Below are 17686 nucleotides of genomic sequence, written 5' to 3'. Positions count from 1 at the left end.
AAGTCTGGCGAGATGATCCGCTGCCTGCAGGCTGGACGCGCGGAGCGGCGCCGGGCGCCTCGGTCACGGCAGGGGCAGGGAGCGGCAGAGGAGGCAGCGCCCGCCATGGGTGAGGCGCACCCCGGGCGTACTGGAGAAGATCTCGTGCCCCTGGTCGTGGTCACCGGCCTCGGCGGCCTCCTGGTGCGCCTCGACGCTGGTCCACTCCGTGTACACGCCGCTCACCTCGTCGGCCAGTGCCGAGACCTCCGACCAGATGAAACACCTCGGCGAACGCATCCCCGCCACCTTCGTCTGCGCCGGCGTCGACGTCGACGCCGACGCCGCACTCCTGCTGAACGGGCCGCGGGCCCGAGCAGGGACGTCCAGTCGTGCACGGCCACCAGCGCGACGTCGGCGCCTGCCGCCGCCCCGCTTCCCGCCGCAGGGTGACGAGCGCCAGGACGGCGACGATCCCGAAGGCGATGACGGCCGCCTCCAGCAACCGCCCGAAGGCGTACCCGAGCGCGAGCCCCTCGCCGTGGCGCCGCAGGACGGGGCACAGCGCCGCCCCGGTACCCGCCACCGCCACCGCCAGCACCAGCGCCACCTCGCAGAGCACCCCGAGCAGCGCCCGCGTGTCGGCGCCCTGCGCGAGCCGACCGTCCACCGCCCCCAGCAGGGGGCGGTACAGAACAGCCCCCGCTATCGCGGCGACCTGCACCAGGGCCACGAGATCGAGTTCGAGTCCGCGCTGGACCAGCCGCTTGGGGCCGTCGGCGTCGAACTGGTCGCTCTGGAAGTTGAGGGGCAGCGCTACGTGGAAGGCGCCGTCCTGGTGAAGGTGGCCGGTGGGATCAGCCTCGAAGCGGATCCGGCGGCGGCCGGCCAACACGGCTCCGACCAGCTCGTCCCGCGTGGTGCAGGACACGTTCATGACAGGATTGCGCTGGGGAACGTTCAGGGAAGTCATAGGGGCGCCCCTGATTGCCGTGAAGGGATTCCCCCGTGACGTCCGCTGCGCCTCCCCCCATACCTCGGGCCGCAGGATCGCTTCCGCTCATCGGCCACGCTCTGAAAATGCGCGACAACCTCGGCTTCATCGACTCGCTGCGCGACTCGCGGGAGCCACTCGTCGAGATCGTCCTGCAACCCGGAACGCGCACCGTCGTGGTCCAGGACCCGGCCCTGATCCACCAGATGCTCAAGGCCCTGGCGCCCTCTCTCGACAAGGGCCGGCTCTATGACAAGCTGGGCCAGCTGCTGGGCGACAGCGTCGTCACCGCCACCGGCCGGCCTCACGTACGCAAACGCCGTCAGTTGCAACCGGCGTTCGCCCACACCGAGATCAGCCGGTACGTCGACATCATGCGTGGCGAGATCACGGCCACGGTCGCCGGCTGGGAGCTCGGGCGGCCCCTCGACGTGCGTGAGGCGATGGTCGGGCTGAGCCTCGACATGCTGGCCAAGACGGTGTTCGCCGGTAGCCTCGACGACGCCGTTTTCCGCCGGCTGCGCAGCGATCTGTCGGTGGTGATGAACGGCGTCGGTGTGCGCCTCATGCTGCCCGACTGGGCCGAGCGCCTGCCGTTGCCCTTCAACCGCCGCTTCGACCGGGCGCGGGCCGGCGTACGCGCCACGGTCAACACCGCCGTCGAGGAACTGCAGGCCTCCGGGCACGACACCGGGGACATGCTCTCCATGCTGCTGCGCGCCGTCGACGAGGAGACCGGCGAGCCGTTGACCGGGGATCAGATCTGCTCCGAGATCCTCACCCTGGCCGTGGCGGGCACCGAGACCACCGCGTCGGTGCTGTCCTGGACCCTGTACGAACTCGCCCGCCACCCCGGCATCGAGGCCAGGGTCCTGGCCGAGCTGGATGAGGTCCTCGGTGAACGGCCGGTCGCCTTCGACGACGTGACCCGGCTGCCGTACCTGAACCGGGTGATCACCGAAACTCTGCGGCTGCACCACCCCGGCTGGTTGGTTACCCGCCGCACGACCGAGGAGACCCGGCTCGGCGAGTGGACGCTGCCCGCCGGCACCGAACTGGCCTACTGCCAGCACGCCCTGCACCGCGACCCCGAGCGCTTCCCCCATCCGCTCACGTTCGACCCGGACCGGTGGATCGACGCCGCGCAGGAGCCTCCGCCAGGCGCGTTCCTGCCGTTCGGGGACGGCAAGCACAAGTGCATGGGGGACCGCTTCGCCCGTACCGAGATGGTCACGGCGATCGCGACCATGCTTCGTGCGGTACGGCTGGAACTCGTCGAGGGCCAGGCCGTCCGCCAGGTCGCCCGGCTCACCGTACGGCCGCGCGCCCTGCGGATGACCGTCCGCTCCCGCAACCGTCCCCGAGCCGAGGTGGGCCACTAGCTGTTCTGTCCCGGGAGGTTGTGGACGGTGTCACGGGGCCGGTCGTGATCCGCTCGAAGGCGTGTACGACAGCCTGGTCGGTGCCCGGCCGTACGGGAATGCCGGCGTGTTCGCGGGCGTGCCGCAGCCGCGGTGCGGCGGGGTCATTCATGCGTCGGGGCTTTCGGGGGGGAGTTCTGCGAGGGCGTGGTCGAGTTCGGCGATGTGGGTGGTCAGCGCGGCGGTCTGGAGGCGGGAGAGAAGCAGTCGTTGAGGACGCCGGGGTGAAGGGTCTTCGTCAGGTGCCGGAGCATGGTGCGCAGCCGGGCGGGGCCGGCGGTGATGCCAGGCAGGTCGCCCAGTGCCCTGCGGGTCTGGGCGTGTCCGCCTGGGTGCCACCTCGCCGGTACGGCGAGCGGGACCGTGCTCAGGGGCTTCGCCCGGGGCGCGGTCCCGCCTCGTTGTTCAGGTGTCAGGGCCGCAGAGTCAGCACGAGGACGTGGGGACCGCGGTGGCGGAACCCCGGCCGTCGCCGCCGGGGGCGGGTCGGGTGAAGCGGTAGCACTGGTCGGCCACTGCCCCCGAACTCGAGACGACGCCGGAGACGGTCGTCGTGTCCCCCTCACGCACCACGCGCTCTTGACCTCGAAGGAACGCCGTCCGGTGGGGTCGAGAGTCTCCTGGACCCCGGCGCGCGTCATGTCCTCGGCGTACATGCTCGAGATGCGCGTCGTTGCCAGGCGGACTCGGCTACAGATCTGGGTGCTCGGACGGCACGTGGCATCGTCGCGCTCGGATACCTGCGAAGTCCATCCTTGACCGGGGCGCTGGGTCAGAGTGAAGACGAAGCAGCGGGTCACCTGGCCGGATCCTCCACCGGGGAGCATGGCCTTTGCATCGTAACGAGCAGATGATGCGGCCGTGACGGTGAACTCGCGGTGGGACGCATCGTAGGTAATGACCGGAGCTTTGGAGTGCTGCCAGATGACGCCGGTAAGGGCGTCGACGTCGGTGATACCGCTCGTCTCGAGCGCGCGGTCCGTGGCGCCCGCCCTGGCATGGGCCTGCTCCAGGATCGCTGCGAGTGCGTGCTCCCGGCGCTCGCAGTTCGCCTTCCACGTCACGTTCGAGCCCGGCAAGACGCTGCGGGTCACCCCTCCCTCATGGGCCGGGTCGCTTCCGCCTCCCGCATGCTGGCCCGGTGCACCGTCCCCCGGCCGGGGCCTTCCCCGACGGCGGGCTGGCCACCGCCTACGACATCCGGACTCCGCTCCAGGCCGCCGCGGTCTCACTGGCGATGACGGCCGTAACGGCATCCGTGACCGGCAACCGCCGGGTCGAAGCGGTGCCGCGTGCCGCCGCCCCGGCCCGGCGGTCCAGATCAGCCGGCATCCAAGGATCCCGCCCATGAGGGAGTGCACCCGTCTGGTTGTGATGCCTGCGGCGAAGGCGTCCCCATCAAGAGCCACGCCTGCTGCCGGAGCCACGCCTGCGGGGGCCTGTCCCGCCCGCACGGATGCCGCAGGGCGAGAGTGCGGCCCCCTTGGCTCTACGACGCCGTGGCGGGTCGGCACGGCGCTGCCCGGCCCAGGCGGCCCGCACATGCCGGCCGGTGCCGGGTGTGCCGCCGGCTGTCCTCGGCCGGCTCCGGGCGGCCTACCTCGCGGCGCCCTGCACACAGGCGGTTTTCGCATGGTTCCGCGCGACATCGAGGCTCTCGAGCCGACTGAGGCAGATGGACAGGGAGTTCGACGACCCTTCGCCGTCCTCCGCGATGGAGCACGCGTCCGCGGCTTCGCCGCCGACGGGCACGTTGTATCCCTTGTCCCGCAGATACTCCTGGCAGTCCCACGACCACGCCTGGGCCGGACTTGCGGCCACAAAGGGCAGTGCGCCGACTATCACCGTGCCGCTGGCCGCCACCGCCGCTCGCCGCATCCACCTGCTACGCATCTTGTGTCCTTTCGTGTTCGCAGTCCCCGGCCCGGGCCGCCGCCCAGCCGCCAGGGCCGAGTCTCACCGACCCCTCGGAGGGCCAAACCCCCTGCCTGTGAAAGTCATGCAGTTCCCCGGCCGACTGCGGCTGGTGACGGGCCGCCCTGACGCTTGGAGCGAGGGTGTGTTGGTGTACGGAGGCGGCTGGCCTGGTGTGTTGCTGTGCGCTGAGAGGCGGGGTGGGCGGCTCGAGCGGGGAGGTGGGGGTGTGTGACCCGGAGGTTTCCTCGGCCGTGCGGCGACGCGACGCCGGCATCATCAGCAGTTCCTGCGCGAGAGCGCGTACGGGCGACGCGTACGGGCGGCAGCGGGTCCTGCGGCGCCAGCTCACCCGACGCAGTCACGCGGGCACTGGCACTGGCACTGGCACTGGCTGGATGCCCCTCCGGGAGCGGTGCGGCAGAAGTGGCCCGCACCCGGAGGGACGGGCGCGTCGGAGGCGGGGGGGGAGGAGCCTCAGCGCGCCGTCATGGAGTGCCGGCCGGAAGGGGAGGCCGACGGGCGGTCAGGCGGTGAGCTTGCCCTTGAGGCGGACGTCGCCCCAGTGCGGCGCGGGCATCGGCGTAGCCCCGCGCGGTCACCGGGTTACCGGTGTGGTTGGTCCAGACGGGCGTATCTGCCTGCGGGCGCAGCGAGCCGGATTCGCCGAGACGGTTGCGGGAGGCGATGCCCGCACCGGGCAGGCCGGCGGTGGCCTGCTCGGTGCGGAGCAGGCCGAAGCCGTAGGTGCCGATATACCGAGGCGGTCGTGCGCGGAAGAGGGCGAGGACGGTGCCACAGCGAGGAAGGCGACGTTCCCGGCCGCCGGGCGTAGCGCGAGCCCGAGCAGCAACTGGTCCCGCAAGACGCACGAGGCCCGGCCCGCGCCTGCCCAAGCAGCAACTCGCCAACCTCCCGCACCGGCCGGGGCACGGCGGGCAGCGTCCGTACGAGCAGTGCGGAGAGCATGAACGACACCGCGCCGGCGAGCAGCGGAGCCGCCCGCCCGAGCGCGAGCAGTACTTGCCCGCAGGCGGCCCCGCGAAGCCGGACGTGGCGGTCCGGGCGCCGCGCAAGCCGGAGTCGGCGCGCTCCAGGAGTGCGGGGTCGCGGCCGAGCAGAGCCGGCACACAGGCCGTGGCTGCCGTGGCGGCCGTGGCGAAGATGCGTCCGCCGAGGCCGAGCAGGAACGCGACGGCCGCGAGCAAAAGGCAGGCACCAACGTCAGTTGCCTGCCCAGGAACGCTTGATTACCTGACGCGGTCAGGCCGTGCGGGCGCGGAGGCGGCGCAGCATGCGTGGGTCCTCGAAACCGACTGCGCGGGCGGCGGCGTCGATCGTCGCGCCGTGGCTGATGAGGTGCTGGGCGCGTTCGAGGCGGAGGGTCTGCTGGTAGCGCAGTGGGGTGAGCCCGGTGGCGCGGCTGAAGAGGCGGGTGAGGGTGCGTTCACTCACGCCGACCGCTGACGCCAGGACGGCCAGCGGGAGCGATTGGTCGAAGCGGGCGTCGATGAGGTCCTGGGCCCGGTGCACGGGGTCGTCGAGATGGGACCGGTGCCGGAGCATCGCGCTGGACTGCGGCTCATGGCCGTTGCGGCGAGCGAAGACGACCATGTCACGGGCCACCTGCGCGGCGACGGCCGGGCCGTGCCGGGTCGCGACCAGGTGCAGGGCGAGATCGATGCCGCTGGCGATGCCGGCCGAGGTGATCACCCGGTCGTCGGCGGTGAACAGCACGTCACGGACGACCACCGCCTTGGGGTGGCGCAGGGCCAGCTCGTCCTGCACGTCGTGGTGGGTGGTGCAGCGGCGGCCGTCGAGCAGGCCGGCCTGGCCGAGCGCCTCGGCTCCGGCGCAGACACTGGCCACCGTCCCGCCCCTGGCGTGGTGGTCCCGGAGAACCTGCAGGCACGCGGCGCCGATGGCAGGGGCGTCGGCCAGGGTGACCGTCCGCCAGCCGGGTACCACGATCAGATCCTCCGGTCCGAGCTCGGGCCAGTCGAGTCCGGCCACCAGCGGCAGCCCCTGGGCGGTGGAGACCTGTGGCTGCTCGGCGACGTAGGCCAGCACGTAGGGGTGCCCGAAGTCGGCGGCCGTGGAGAAGACCTGCGCGGGGCCGGCCAGGTCCAGCAAATGGATTCCGGGCACCAGGTAGAAGACGACGTGGCTCACGATCCGGTCATCATGCCCGAAGTCCTGCTGCGGCCTCCAGCTGGTCCACCGTCGCGGTGGTGGCGAAGCGTCCGGCGAGGGCGTACTCGGTGCGCCTGATGACCTCTTCGGCAGACAGCGTGCGGGGGTCGGCCAGCAGCTCGGCGACGCTCTGGCCGGCGGCAGCGTCGCGGTGCGGGATGGGATTGGTCGCGGTCGCGTCGATGGCGAGGGTGACCCGGTAGCCGAGGTCGGCGGCAACGCGGACGGTGGTCTCCACGCACTGCTCGGTACGGATGCCGCAGACGGTGAGTTCGCGGATGCCGCGCTCGGTGAGAAGCTGTTGCAGGTTGGTGGTGGTGAAAGCGTTGTGCGAGGTCTTGTGGACCAGCGGCTCCCCGTCCGCTCGTTCCAGCTCCTGCATCAGCCGGACATGGCCGAGGGCCGGATCGAAGACATCGCCGGTGCCCGGCTCGCAGTGCAGTACCCACACCACCAGGTCCCCGGCTCGGCGGGAGAGCCGGACCAGGCGGTTCACCTGGTCGGCGATCTTCAGGTCGGAGGTGGCTTCCCACAACGGACGGGCACGGAAGGACTCCTGGACATCAATGACGATCAGTGCGCGGCTCATGCCCCAAGCCTGAGCCGCCCGGGCGGGCCGGCAACAGGCTGCATCGGGTCCGGAAGCGGACCGATCCGGTCACAGCAGGTCAGACAGTTCAGCAACCACGCACCGCCGAGGGGAACCACGCGAGACCCCGGGTCAGCCCCCCCACCTCGGCGAGGGGAGAAGCAGACGGAGACACTCCCTGGACACGGCGGTTGGCGGCAAGACTGATTGTGCGTGGCTGCATCCGGGGTTCGCATCGGCTGGCGTGTTGGCCGGCTCGCCCCACAAGGTGCGTTCGAGCGGGAAGAGGAGCCCCGCCCGGCTGAGGCAGTCGCTTGGGCCACAGCACTCGAACAGCGGCTGACCCAGCGTGGAAGGAATGATGCGTGGCATGGACGCTGCCGGGGCCGATGCTGAGCTCCCCGCGTGCCGGATCCCCTTCTGCGGCACAGCCGGGCCGCAGACGGAAACGCACCGTGCTGGTGCTGCCCCGCCGCACGATCTGCTGCAGCTTCCGCTCCTCCTGCTCAGTCACCTTCCGGACCCTGACCGGCTATGCCATCGTGACTCCTCGCACCGATCGGACGTGTCGTCACGTCTTAACCGAAGTGAGGCAAGTCAGCGCCAACACGGAGGCCATCTCCCGCACATGACCTGATCCCTGCGGGCAGTTGACGTTCAGTCCTTCCAAAGATTCTCCTCGCTCTCATGATCCACGAGATCACCCGCTCGACACGGCACCGTTCGGCGAGGACGGTGAATCCGCCTGGGTCCTTGCGGCGGGGCACCGTCTTGAGTGTGATGCCGAGGAAGGAGTGGGGCCAGTCGACGAGGGTCCCGCCGTAGGCGGAGTCAGCCCACGCGGCGGCGAGTTCGGGATAGGTCAGGCGCAGGCGGAACAGTTGGTCGCGGGCTGGTTCCCGTGTGGGCGCGGTCGGCCTGCTCGGCATCCGTGATGTCCGTCATCTGCGACAACGAAGGAGTGGAAGATGTCGGTTGAAGAGTCCTGGGAGAAGATCGAACAGTGGATAGTCCGGAATGCGCCGGACGAGCCTGCTTTGCCCGGGCCGTGTACTCCCTCGGGCATCCAACAGCTTCATGATCAGCTCGGGGTATGCCTACCGGAGGACGTGGAACGTTCCCTGCTTCGCCACGACGGCTCCGGCACCACCACGATCATCCCTCCCGGCTTCACGCTGCTCAGCGCCGGAGACATTCTTAAGAAGCGCGCGTCATGGCTACGTTTCGCCATGACGGACGACAGCAACCTGAGCGAAACCGATAAACCCTTCATCGTTCCCATAGCCGCTCTGAGTAGCAACATGCTCCTTGTTGACACCAGAACGGGAAGGCTGGGCTCGTGGGACATCGAGAGCCCTTACTCGTCCGAGGCACAACTTCCCGGGGGAACCTTGTCGTCAGTTCTCGATTTCGTCGGAAACCTACTCGCCTCGCCGCGCCCTTGGGTCGCCATACTGCCGGGTGATGAGGAGTGGGAGGCCACGGACGCCCATCCGGACCTTCCCCGAACGTTGTGCTGGACGGAGGACGAGCTGCCCGCGCCCCACTGATCATCCAGCTGGTGCCGCAGCTCGGGCCTTTCGGGGCTCCCCTATAGGCACGGTACGCGTGGAAGCACGAGACTCCCGTGACCAGTGTGCGCCTTGCAGGTCTGTCGTGCCTTCAGCAGAACCCCCCTTCCCTGCTGAGGTTGACGAGGGTCATGGCGCCCTCAGAATGCGAGGCCGAGGTCACCCGAGAATGCCGCGGTCATACGCCACTGCCACCGCGGCCGCGCGGTCCCTCGCACCCAACTTGCCGTACGGGTGGGTCAGATGGGTCTTGACCGTCGCCTCGCTGATGAAGAGTTCCCGGGCTATCCCGCGGTTCGAGGTGCCCCTGGCGACCAGTGCGAGCACCTCGCGCTCGCGGGCCGAGAGCGTCTCGCCCACCGGCACAGCGGGTTTCCTGACGGCGGAGACGAGGCGGGACGCGACGGCGGGCGAGAGGACGGTGCGCCCTTCGGCAGCAGCCCGGACCGCCGCGAACAGCTCTTCACGAGGCGCGTCCTTGAGCAGATAGCCGGTGGCACCCGCCTCGATCGCCGGGATCGTGTCGGAGTCCGTGTCATACGTGGTGAGGACGAGGACCTTGGCACGGGCGCCGCGCCGGGTGAGCTCGGCGATGGCGGCCACCCTGCTGCCGGCCGGCATGCGCAGGTCCATGAGGACGACATCCGGATTGAGGCGCAGCGCGAGATCGACTACCTCGACGCCGCTCGCGGCCTCGCCGAGGACGTCGAAGCCGGATCGGCGGCGAGCATGCCGCGCAGACCGTCCCGTACAACGGGGTGGTCGTCGACGACCAGCAAGGTGATGGTGCGCTCAGTCATGGCGCACCAATGGTGCGCGAGCACTGATCGCGGTGCCCTGAGAAGGTTCCGACTCGATGGCGAGGGTGCCCGCGATGCGTTGGGCGCGGGCGCGCATCCCGTCCAGGCCGAAGCCGCCGCTGCCGGTGCGCGGCGGTACGGCGAGGGGGTCGAAGCCGCGCCCCTCGTCTCGTATGTCCAAGGTGACCTCGTCGCCCATGTAGGAGAGCGTCACGCCCGCGCGGGTGGCATCGGCGTGTTTGGCGGCGTTGGCGAGGGCTTCCTGGGCGATCCGCAGAAGAGTGGCGGCGATCTCTTCGTGTAGCGGCTCCTCGGTGCCGGTGACCGTGAACCGGGCGGTTACACCGGTGCGTTCGGACCACTCGGCGACGGTCCTTTTCAGTGCCTCGGAGAGCGTGTGGTGTTCCAGGGCGGCCGGGGAGAGGTTGTGCACGGAGCGTCGGGCCTCGCTCAGGGACTGACGGGCCAGTCCCTGAGCGCGGTCCAGGTGCTCGCGGGCCTGATCCGGGTCGGCGGTGGAGGAGACCACCTGGAGCTGGGCGATGATGCCGGTCAGGCCCTGGGCGATGGTGTCGTGGATCTCGGCGGCGAGGCGGCGGCGTTCGTCGGCCACGCCCGCCTCCCGTGCCTGGACGACGAGTTGGGCGTGCAGAGCGGCATTCTCGGCGAGCGCCGTCTCCAGGGCCTTGATGGTTTCGGCCCGTTCCTTGACCTTCTCGGCTTCCTTCGCCTCAAGGTGGGTCATGACGGTGACGAGCACCGTGTGGAGGAGGAACAGCCCGCCGAAGAGAAGCCAGTTCGTGAGGGAGGTGGGCGGCAGGCCGCCGGACTGGGAACCGGCCATGATGACGGCTGTGACCACGAGCCCGGCCCGGGCGGTGCGCGGCGGCAGCAGACGTCCGGCTTCGAAGTAGCCGAGGAACGCATAGATCGAGAACAGCGGGTTGAGCCAGGTGAGGGCGAGGGCGAGGACGGTGCGCAGCGTGAAGTAGACGTACCCCGCGCTGGTGCCCTCGGGCAGCACGCTGCCGCGGATGCCCGTGTCGGCTTCGGGAACGCAGTCGGGGATCCCGCCGTGGGCACCGCTGTCGGCGGCCGTGGAGACCGTCGCCAGCAGGCGAGGCACGGCCCGCGTCCACCACGCCTGGAGGGCCAGTGAGGCGAGAACCAGGACCCCCGCGAGGTACATCTCCCGCCGGGTCATCACCGCGTCGGCGGCAGCGGCCCCGATGAGCGTGGCCAGGCCCAGCAGGGCGTACGGGCCGTATCGGAAGAACTGAGCCCAGCGTTCCTCGACCGTCGTCGGGATGGGTCCCGCGGCCGTCGTCCTCATGCGTGCCTGCCCTACTCCCACTTGAACCAGCGCCGCGCTGCGGCCATCAGCAGCACCGTCCACAGCGCCATGACCCCGAGGTGCGTCCAGCTCGGCCAGTCTCCTGCGGCGGCCGCGTCGAGGGCCTGTGCGGCGGCACCGAGGGGGGTGATGTGCACGATGCGCTGGAGGGCGTCGGGCATGGTCGAGACAGGCAGCCAGACACCGGAGGTGAACATGGCCGGGAAGAACACCACCGACCCTACCGCCTGGGTGATCTTTGTCGTGCGGCTCACGGCGGAGACGGTACCGCCGAGTGCCAGGGTGGCCAGGGCGGCAAGTGCGAAGGCCAGCATGTACCCGGGGATCTGGCGGGGCAGGGCCACGTCGAACACGATCCGGCCCACCGCGAGGGCGAGTGCGGCGGAGAGAACCGCGGCGGCGCCGTGCAGCACGACCTGCGCGCCGATGAGGGAGCCCGGCCGCACGGGTGTGGTGGACATGCGGCGCAGGATGCCCCGCTCACGGTAGCCGGTCAGGACGGGCGGCATGGCCTGGATGCCGGCCATGATCACGGCAAGCAGAACGGCGATGGGGACGTACAGGTCCACGACGCGCAGACCGTTCAGATCGTCCGACGGCTCCCGGAAGGAGGGGATCGAGCCCAGGATGCACAGCAGGACCGTGGGGAAGACGAGGATCCAGAAGAGGGTGGCGGGTTCCCGCAGGAAGAGTCGTGCCTCGGCCCTGAGGACGGCGGTGGCGCTGCCCTTGACGGCAGTGGCGCTGGTGGGGGCGAGGGTGGTGGCGGTCATGTGTCCAGTCCCGTCAGGTCGAGGTAGGCGTCGTCCAAGGTGGCCTCGGTGACGCGGAGTCGGTGGGCGGTGATCCCCTGCCCGGCGAGCAGCGACAGCACGGCGTTGACCGTCTCGTCGGTGCCGCTGACGGCGATCCGGCCGTCCTCTTCCGTCACGGATGCGACCGAGGGCAGGTCCGCCAGCTGCCGCGTGTCCAGCGGGGCGGAGGGACGGAATGAGATCGCCGTGCCGCTCCCGGTGCGGCCGATCAGCCCGGCCGGTGTGTCCAGTGCGGTGATGCGGCCCTTGTCGATCAGGGCGATCCGGTCACACAGGCGCTGCGCCTCCTCCATGAAGTGCGTGACCAGCAGCACGGTGACACCGCTGTCGCGCACGTCTTCGATGAGCTGCCAGGTGTCGCGACGGGCGCGCGGGTCGAGCCCGGTGGTCAGCTCGTCCAGTACGACGATGCGGGGGTTGCCGATCAGGGCGAGTGCGATGAACAGCCGCTGCTTCTGGCCTCCGGAGAGCTTCGCGAAGCGGGTGCGGAGCTTGTCGGTGAGTCCGAGGCGCTCGGCGAGGGCGCTCCAGTCGGCGGGATCCGGACAGCAGGCGGCGTACAGCTCGAGCGCCTCCCGGACGGTGATCTTGGGCTGCAGTTCGCTCTCCTGGAGCTGCGCGCCGAGCATGCGGGTGACGGGGTCGCGATCGGTGACGGGGTCATACCCGGCGACACGGATGCTGCCGCTGTCGGGGCGCCGCAGCCCCTCCACGCACTCCACGGTGGTGGTCTTGCCGGCACCGTTGGGGCCGAGGATCCCGAAGATTTCTCCTTCCTCGACAACGAAGGACACGCCGTCGACGGCTGTCCTGCCCCCGTAAGCCTTGTGCAGGCCGCTGACTTCGATGATCGCCATGCACAACAGCGTGCCGGGGCACGGTAGCGGGGGACATCGGCCATCGCGCTCGAAGAAGCATCAGCCGATCGGTTGATGGCGGGGTACGACCTGCTCGGTCCGCGCGCGGGCGCGCTGAGGGGCTCAGCCCGCCGCTCCGCTTCGAGCGCCCGGGCCTTGCAGTCGTCGCACAGGTGCGGGTGGCCGGCCATCCCTCGCGGCCCCAGTCGACTGCGGTGCTGGCCTTCCACCGGTCGTCGGTGAACTTGGTCCCGCAGTCCCCGCACACCGGACGCTGAGCCTCGCGTTCGGCTGCCTCCTGCGCTTGGCGGCGTCGCGCCTCTTCGGCGCGGGGGGCGAGGGCGGCGTCCCGGCGGGGGTTGCCGATCGCGTCGAAGAGGTTCTGTCGGCCTTCGCGGCCGAAGCGCCAGAACGCGGGGCCGGCCGGGTCGTGCTCACGCAGCAGTTCCAGCGTGGTCGCCACGATCGGCATCTTCCCGTTACAGATGCGGAAGCCGCCTTGCGTCCACTGGCCCTGCCAGTGCTCGCGGGTGTGGCCCTGCCAGTGCTCGCGGGTGAGGTCGGCGGCCTTCTCCATCTGCTTCAGCGCGGGCCGCGGGCCGACCTGGTGGAAGACGAGCAGGACCGGCGGGTGCGACGCGTCGCCCCACCGGGGATCGCGAGCGGACCATCGGGTGCGCTTCGTGGTGGTCAGCGCTCCCAGTTTTCCTCGCCCCCGGGCCCGACCGTGATCGGCTCGATTCCGTGGCCGATCAGACGCCAGGACACGAACTGCGGGTCCGGGCCCACCCACAGCCCTGCACCGTCTTGAAAGTCGATGACCAAAACACCCCGGTCGCGGACATCGACCGTAACCACTGACTGCCCGAAGAGCGAGAGAACGGGGGCGAGACTCACCCCTGTGCCGGGGTCCAGTTCGTGCCACTCGCCAGAAGCGTCCCGGAACAGAAACGGGGTATCCAAAACCAACTCGGCACCCAGCCGGTACCCCTCGTCCGGGTCCAAGGCACCGAGAATCAGCCGAACCTGCATGGCTCGGCGTCCGGTGGCGCTAATCCCAGCGGCGTGCCTTTGGCGTGCCCGCACATACGAGGACCTGCGGGAAGGCCAGGAGGTCCAGGGTGACCGAGGTGTCCGGGATACGGCACGCGGAATTCATTGCCCTCCGGATCGGCCAGCACGTCCCACGGGACGTCTCCCCGGCCGATGTCGACCCGCGTCGCACCGAGAGTGAGCAGGCGCGCCACCTCGGCCTCCCAGTCCGGCCCTCCAGCCAGGTCGAGGTGGAGTCAGTTCTTGAGCTCTGCCTTCGGTTTCGGAGTCGGCACGAACCGCTACTGCAGGCCGCCCGTCAGGCCCTGCGTCGCGTCCGGCCAGCAGCGGTCCATGCGGGTGAGGTCGTGCACGGCTCGGTGACCGGCGTCGTCCCCGGTCCCGTACTCCTGGACGAGCCCGGCCCCGAAGCACGGGCCCGCGCCGCCGGTCGGCTCGGGCGGCCGGCATCATCAGCCCGTGCCAGCGCGCCTGCTGCACATCCTGCCCGACGACGATCAGCCCGCCTTCGAACAAGTTGTGGCAGCCCCGCTCCTGCAGCGCCGCAAGAGCGCCGGTGCCCGGCCCGGCCCCGCGCACGCTGCTGCCGCTGAGGGCCATCGCAGTGACCGCGCTCGCCTCCCTGGCGCACGGGTGGCAACTGAGCGTCCAGTGCCCCATCCGCCTGACTCCCTGCTGACTCCGGTCGTGGTACCGGCCGCTGGACCTACTGCCTGGCGGTGTCGAGACGGTGATCCCTGCGAGTGGCTCGTTCACAAGATCTCGGCGTCCGGTTTTGGGGGAACGTCTCCCCCTCCGCCTCGGCGAGGTCTTAGGCGGCGGTGCAGGCGACTTCCATCTGGATGGGGAGGGCCAGCATCTGCTTGCCGGGCGTGGGGTGTGCCCCCGCCGGCAGGTTATGCCGACCGCCTATTGAAGATCATTTGCGGGACAGTGGGCCCGTAGCTCGTGGGTCGTTGATTCGTTTGGTGTGACCGGCCGGGGGCCGGCTGGCCACAGACCTGAAACGGTGACCCGCGACGTCCGGGGTCACGTTGCCGCGGCGAATGCGTCGACGCCCGTGAGGTCGGCAGACAGCGCCCACAGGCGCGCGGCCTGCTCGGGGTCGGTCGCGTGGGCGTGCACGCCGCCTTCCGAGCCGTCGCCGGCCGGCTCGGCTATGTCGCAGTCCTCGCAGTACACGCCGCCCTTGCCCGCCAGCTGGGGCGAGGTCGCCGCCCATACCTGCGTCGCCGCGCCCTGCCCGGGCGTCTTGAAGGTGGGATCGGTCGGGTTGCCGTTCTCGTCGATCCAGCCCGCGTCGACCATGTCCGCCTTCGCAAGGTGACGCTGCAGCGGGGTGAGGATGCTGCCCGGATGCACCGCGAACGCTCTGACTCCGGCGTCGCGGCCGAGCGCGTCGAGCTGCACGGCGAACAGCACGTTCGCCGCCTTCGCCTGCCCGTACGCCTGCCACCTGTCGTAGCCACGCTCGAACTGCACGTCGTCCCAGCGCACGCCGGTGATGCCGTGGGCTCCGGAGGACACGGCGACCACGCGCCCGCCACCGCGGGCGATCGCCGACCAGAGAAGGTTGATCAGCGCGTAGTGACCGAGGTGGTTGGTGGCGAACTGCGCCTCCCACCCCGGGCCGACCCGCGTCTCGGGGCAGGCCATGATCCCAGCGTTGTTGATCACGATGTCGATCTTGCGGCCCGAGGCCAGGAACCGCTCGGCGAAACCGCGGACGCTTTCGAGGTCGGACAAGTCGAGGTCGTCGGTCTCGACGCCGTCGATGCCCTCAACCGCCTCCTGAGCGGCCGCCCGTCGGCGGGCGGGCACCACGACGCGGGCTCCGGCGCCCGCCAGCGCGCGGGTTGTCTCCAGACCGAGTCCCGAATAGCCACCAGTGACGATCACAGTGCTGCCGGTCAGATCGATGCCGCTCAGGACATCGTCTGCGGTACTCCTGGCACCGAAACCCGACCCGATCTTGTGCTGAGGTGTCGTCATGACGGAGACGCTAGATGTTGGATCGCGCTCCAAGTCAAGGACCGGTGACGGCGAGCGCCCGGGTCCAGTCGTTGCGTCTGTGCCAGGCAGAGACATCGTCCGCCGATGCCTGGCAGCGACTGTCCTGCGGCGACGGCGCCAAGGGCCCGCGCGTCTACGACTGGGCCGCGGCCGAGCTTCCCGCCAACCTGATCTCGACCCCGAATCCGCCGACTCATCACCCCGTGCCGCGCCGGCTTTGCGGTGCCACTCCTGAGGCGTGTGTACCCGACACGGCGCCGACCGACAGCCGACCGGCCGCGACGACCTCCCGGACTGGCGAGGTCGGCGTACGGATGTTCACCGGGAAGCTTCATGCTTCCGCGCGGGACCTTCACTTGGTTGAAGCCACGTTTCAGCAGGTCACAGCATTCCGTCGATTGCCCACAGGGCCACGTGCGGCGCCAGCGTGCCGGTGATCAGCCGCCGGTCGCTGTCACGGTGAGCGGGACGAGTGCTGGTCCGTTTGTGCAGCCCCCTTGGCGATGTCGTCGGCCTGGGCTGCGAATCCGGCCAGGGAGGCTTGGGCGAGCATCGCCAGAGTGTTGTCCCGATACCAGCCGATGTAGCGGCGGACCTCGTACTGGTCGAGGCGTATTCGTTCTTCGCTGTCCGGAAACCCTCCTCGATCGCCCAGCGCGCACCGGCGATACGGACCAATCGGCCGGCTCGATGCCGACGGGTGCGTGGGCGAGGCAGTAGGCGAATCGGCGCTCGTCACGGTGGCTGCATGCGATGTGCCAACCTGCGGCCGCAAGTCTGGCTCGGCGCTTCAATGCAGCGGTAGGTCAGCAGACACAGGGGCAGCAGCACGGTGAAGAACGCCACTTCGAGCGCGAGGTTGTCCTGCCGCCGTCGGCCGACCGTGCTGTCGATCACCGCCAGCAGCACCGGATGCACCAGATAGACCGAGTAGCTGATCGTCCCCAATCCGGTCAGCATCCGGGGTATGCGCCGGCGACGCGACGCCAGTCCGGCGCCGAAAGTGAGCACAGCCAGCAGGAATGCGACGATCCAGCCGCGCCGCGTGAAGTGGTCACCGTCGCCGTACCGGTACGCACTCCCCACGGCACAGGCGACCACCATGACGGCAGCGCCGGCCGCACAGCGCCAGGTGGTCTGACCGTTCTCGGCGCGGTAGACGGCGGTGCCGAGGAACATCGCGGCGAGGATCACCAGGCCCTCCCACAGCGGGACTGTGCCGTTGAGCGGGATCAGGACGAGCGCCAGCACTCCGCCCAACACACCCCCGAACACCCGGAGCACGGGTGACCTGGCGCTCGCGCAGCAGATGGCGGCCACCATGGCGATCGAGGCAACTGCAATCAGCGGGCCGGTGCCCACCAGGCCGGACAGGGCGGAGGACGGCAGTGCGACCCCTGCCGTCACGCTCACAGCGGCGACCACGGCCAAGAGGACGGCGGTCGCCGCGGACTGCCGGTGAAGACGGACCGTGAACAGAGCGACGACCAGCAGGTAGAAGGACATCTCGTATGAAAGCGTCCACAGGATGAGCAGGAGATTCGGTGTCCCCAGCAACTCCTGGAGCATCATGGCGTGGGCTACAGCCACAGTGACAGCGCTCTGCTGACCGAAGTCACGCATCTCAGCGATACCCAGGAGGCTGAGGGCAAGGAACACCGTGACGACAGCCGCCCACAGCGGGTACACACGGAAGATCCGTCCGATCCAGAACGTCCGGACGCAGCCCCGGCGCTCCAGCGACGCGGGGATGATGTAGCCGCTCACCAGGAAGAACACCATGATGCCGTAGCGGCTGGTGTTGAACTGCGGCATCAACTCCCTCCGGAAGTCCGCCATGAACGTGTACGACGAGTGGTCGAACACCACGACGAGTGCGGCGATGCCGCGCAATGCGTCCAGCCAGCCCAACCGCGACGAACCGGCCACTGTAAAGGCCATCAGTAATCGCGATCTGACCGAGGGTGAATGTGCCGGTGAAGCGGGGAGGAGGGGTGGGGAGTGCATGCGCAGACAAGTCCTCTTCGGTGAGGTGTTGGTCGGGCGTGTCGTGGGGCGAGTGCCGACGTGGTCCGCATGGGGTGGGGGAGATCGCCAGGCCTTCGATCCTGCTGGCGCGCTCGCTGGCCGCCT

The 17686-nt window shown here is 69.9% G+C and carries 13 protein-coding genes and 4 pseudogenes; 3 read left to right on the top strand and 14 right to left on the bottom strand.

The annotated features are described in order from the left end of the window. Positions 1–160: 160 nt before the first annotated feature. The gene (locus ACZ3I3_RS33310) at positions 161–952 is read right to left on the bottom strand and encodes a DUF4386 family protein (RefSeq protein ID WP_467371093.1); all 792 of its coding nucleotides are present in this window, start codon (positions 950–952) and stop codon (positions 161–163) included. A gap of 35 nt (positions 953–987) precedes the next feature. Between ACZ3I3_RS33310 and ACZ3I3_RS33305 the strand changes: the two genes are divergently transcribed. Together ACZ3I3_RS33305 and ACZ3I3_RS33300 are read left to right on the top strand one after the other, a co-directional pair. After that, on the top strand, positions 988–2355 hold the full coding sequence (locus ACZ3I3_RS33305; RefSeq protein WP_467371091.1) for a cytochrome P450: 1368 nt from the start codon (positions 988–990) through the stop codon (positions 2353–2355). Between the two features lie 1139 nt (positions 2356–3494). Continuing rightward, positions 3495–3746: pseudogene (locus ACZ3I3_RS33300) on the top strand (MFS transporter); the annotation flags it as partial. A 244-nt stretch (positions 3747–3990) separates the two neighbouring features. On the opposite strand, the gene ACZ3I3_RS33295 reads toward ACZ3I3_RS33300, so the two are convergent. From ACZ3I3_RS33295 to ACZ3I3_RS33280, 4 genes and pseudogenes are all read right to left on the bottom strand, one after another. Continuing rightward, complete coding sequence (locus tag ACZ3I3_RS33295; RefSeq protein WP_467371125.1) at positions 3991–4287, bottom strand: hypothetical protein; 297 nt, start codon at positions 4285–4287, stop codon at positions 3991–3993. Between the two features lie 671 nt (positions 4288–4958). Continuing rightward, positions 4959–5519 (bottom strand): annotated as a pseudogene (locus ACZ3I3_RS33290) (MFS transporter); the annotation flags it as partial. Positions 5520–5571: 52 nt separating this feature from the next. Next, the gene (locus tag ACZ3I3_RS33285) at positions 5572–6480 is read right to left on the bottom strand and encodes a GlxA family transcriptional regulator (protein ID WP_467371090.1); all 909 of its coding nucleotides are present in this window, start codon (positions 6478–6480) and stop codon (positions 5572–5574) included. 10 nt (positions 6481–6490) lie between these two features. Further along, a complete protein-coding gene (locus ACZ3I3_RS33280; protein ID WP_467371088.1) occupies positions 6491–7090 on the bottom strand; it encodes a cysteine hydrolase family protein in 600 nt (199 codons plus the stop codon). Between the two features lie 968 nt (positions 7091–8058). Between ACZ3I3_RS33280 and ACZ3I3_RS33275 the strand changes: the two genes are divergently transcribed. Then, a complete protein-coding gene (locus tag ACZ3I3_RS33275) occupies positions 8059–8640 on the top strand; it encodes an SMI1/KNR4 family protein (RefSeq protein ID WP_467371086.1) in 582 nt (193 codons plus the stop codon). Positions 8641–8820: 180 nt separating this feature from the next. Here ACZ3I3_RS33275 and ACZ3I3_RS33270 read toward each other — a convergent pair. From ACZ3I3_RS33270 to ACZ3I3_RS33230, 9 genes and pseudogenes are all read right to left on the bottom strand, one after another. Then, positions 8821–9461, bottom strand: a pseudogene (locus ACZ3I3_RS33270) (response regulator). Then, entirely contained in the window at positions 9454–10794 is a 1341-nt protein-coding gene (locus tag ACZ3I3_RS33265) for a sensor histidine kinase (RefSeq protein ID WP_467371084.1), read from the bottom strand. Before ACZ3I3_RS33265 ends, ACZ3I3_RS33270 begins: the two are co-directional and overlap by 8 nt. Before the next feature lie 11 nt (positions 10795–10805). Further along, positions 10806–11588 carry an ABC transporter permease gene (locus ACZ3I3_RS33260; protein WP_467371082.1) on the bottom strand — a complete coding sequence of 261 codons (783 nt, stop codon included), beginning with the start codon at positions 11586–11588 and terminating at the stop codon, positions 10806–10808. Continuing rightward, positions 11585–12487 (bottom strand): ABC transporter ATP-binding protein, encoded by a 903-nt coding sequence (locus tag ACZ3I3_RS33255; protein WP_467371080.1) that lies wholly within the window; start codon positions 12485–12487, stop codon positions 11585–11587. Before ACZ3I3_RS33255 ends, ACZ3I3_RS33260 begins: the two co-directional genes overlap by 4 nt. Positions 12488–13177: 690 nt before the next feature. Continuing rightward, complete coding sequence (locus tag ACZ3I3_RS33250; RefSeq protein WP_467371078.1) at positions 13178–13519, bottom strand: DUF6188 family protein; 342 nt, start codon at positions 13517–13519, stop codon at positions 13178–13180. Beyond that, positions 13504–13764 (bottom strand): VOC family protein, encoded by a 261-nt coding sequence (locus tag ACZ3I3_RS33245; RefSeq protein WP_467371124.1) that lies wholly within the window; start codon positions 13762–13764, stop codon positions 13504–13506. The genes ACZ3I3_RS33250 and ACZ3I3_RS33245 overlap by 16 nt, the downstream gene beginning before the upstream one ends. Positions 13765–14569: 805 nt before the next feature. After that, positions 14570–15532 carry an SDR family NAD(P)-dependent oxidoreductase gene (locus tag ACZ3I3_RS33240; RefSeq protein WP_467371076.1) on the bottom strand — a complete coding sequence of 321 codons (963 nt, stop codon included), beginning with the start codon at positions 15530–15532 and terminating at the stop codon, positions 14570–14572. Between the two features lie 475 nt (positions 15533–16007). Further along, positions 16008–16275, bottom strand: a pseudogene (locus ACZ3I3_RS33235) (IS701 family transposase); the annotation flags it as partial. A gap of 13 nt (positions 16276–16288) precedes the next feature. Then, positions 16289–17494: an acyltransferase family protein gene (locus tag ACZ3I3_RS33230; RefSeq protein WP_467371122.1), complete on the bottom strand. Its 1206-nt coding sequence runs from the start codon at positions 17492–17494 to the stop codon at positions 16289–16291. Positions 17495–17686: the final 192 nt, after the last annotated feature.

The organism is Streptomyces sp. NPDC016851 (genome assembly GCF_055562795.1).
This window is presented reverse-complemented; position numbering and strand designations above follow the sequence as displayed.

Bases quoted from the DNA above. Each gene is read 5' to 3' on its own strand.
- ACZ3I3_RS33310 (WP_467371093.1), bottom strand. From the start codon at position 952: ATGACTTCCCTGAACGTTCCCCAGCGCAATCCTGTCATGAACGTGTCC.
- ACZ3I3_RS33295 (WP_467371125.1), bottom strand. From the start codon at position 4,287: ATGCGTAGCAGGTGGATGCGGCGAGCGGCGGTGGCGGCCAGCGGCACG.
- ACZ3I3_RS33280 (WP_467371088.1), bottom strand. From the start codon at position 7,090: ATGAGCCGCGCACTGATCGTCATTGATGTCCAGGAGTCCTTCCGTGCC.
- ACZ3I3_RS33275 (WP_467371086.1), top strand. From the start codon at position 8,059: ATGTCGGTTGAAGAGTCCTGGGAGAAGATCGAACAGTGGATAGTCCGG.
- ACZ3I3_RS33265 (WP_467371084.1), bottom strand. From the start codon at position 10,794: ATGAGGACGACGGCCGCGGGACCCATCCCGACGACGGTCGAGGAACGC.
- ACZ3I3_RS33260 (WP_467371082.1), bottom strand. From the start codon at position 11,588: ATGACCGCCACCACCCTCGCCCCCACCAGCGCCACTGCCGTCAAGGGC.
- ACZ3I3_RS33255 (WP_467371080.1), bottom strand. From the start codon at position 12,487: ATGGCGATCATCGAAGTCAGCGGCCTGCACAAGGCTTACGGGGGCAGG.
- ACZ3I3_RS33250 (WP_467371078.1), bottom strand. From the start codon at position 13,519: ATGCAGGTTCGGCTGATTCTCGGTGCCTTGGACCCGGACGAGGGGTAC.
- ACZ3I3_RS33240 (WP_467371076.1), bottom strand. From the start codon at position 15,532: ATGACGACACCTCAGCACAAGATCGGGTCGGGTTTCGGTGCCAGGAGT.
- ACZ3I3_RS33230 (WP_467371122.1), bottom strand. From the start codon at position 17,494: ATGGCCTTTACAGTGGCCGGTTCGTCGCGGTTGGGCTGGCTGGACGCA.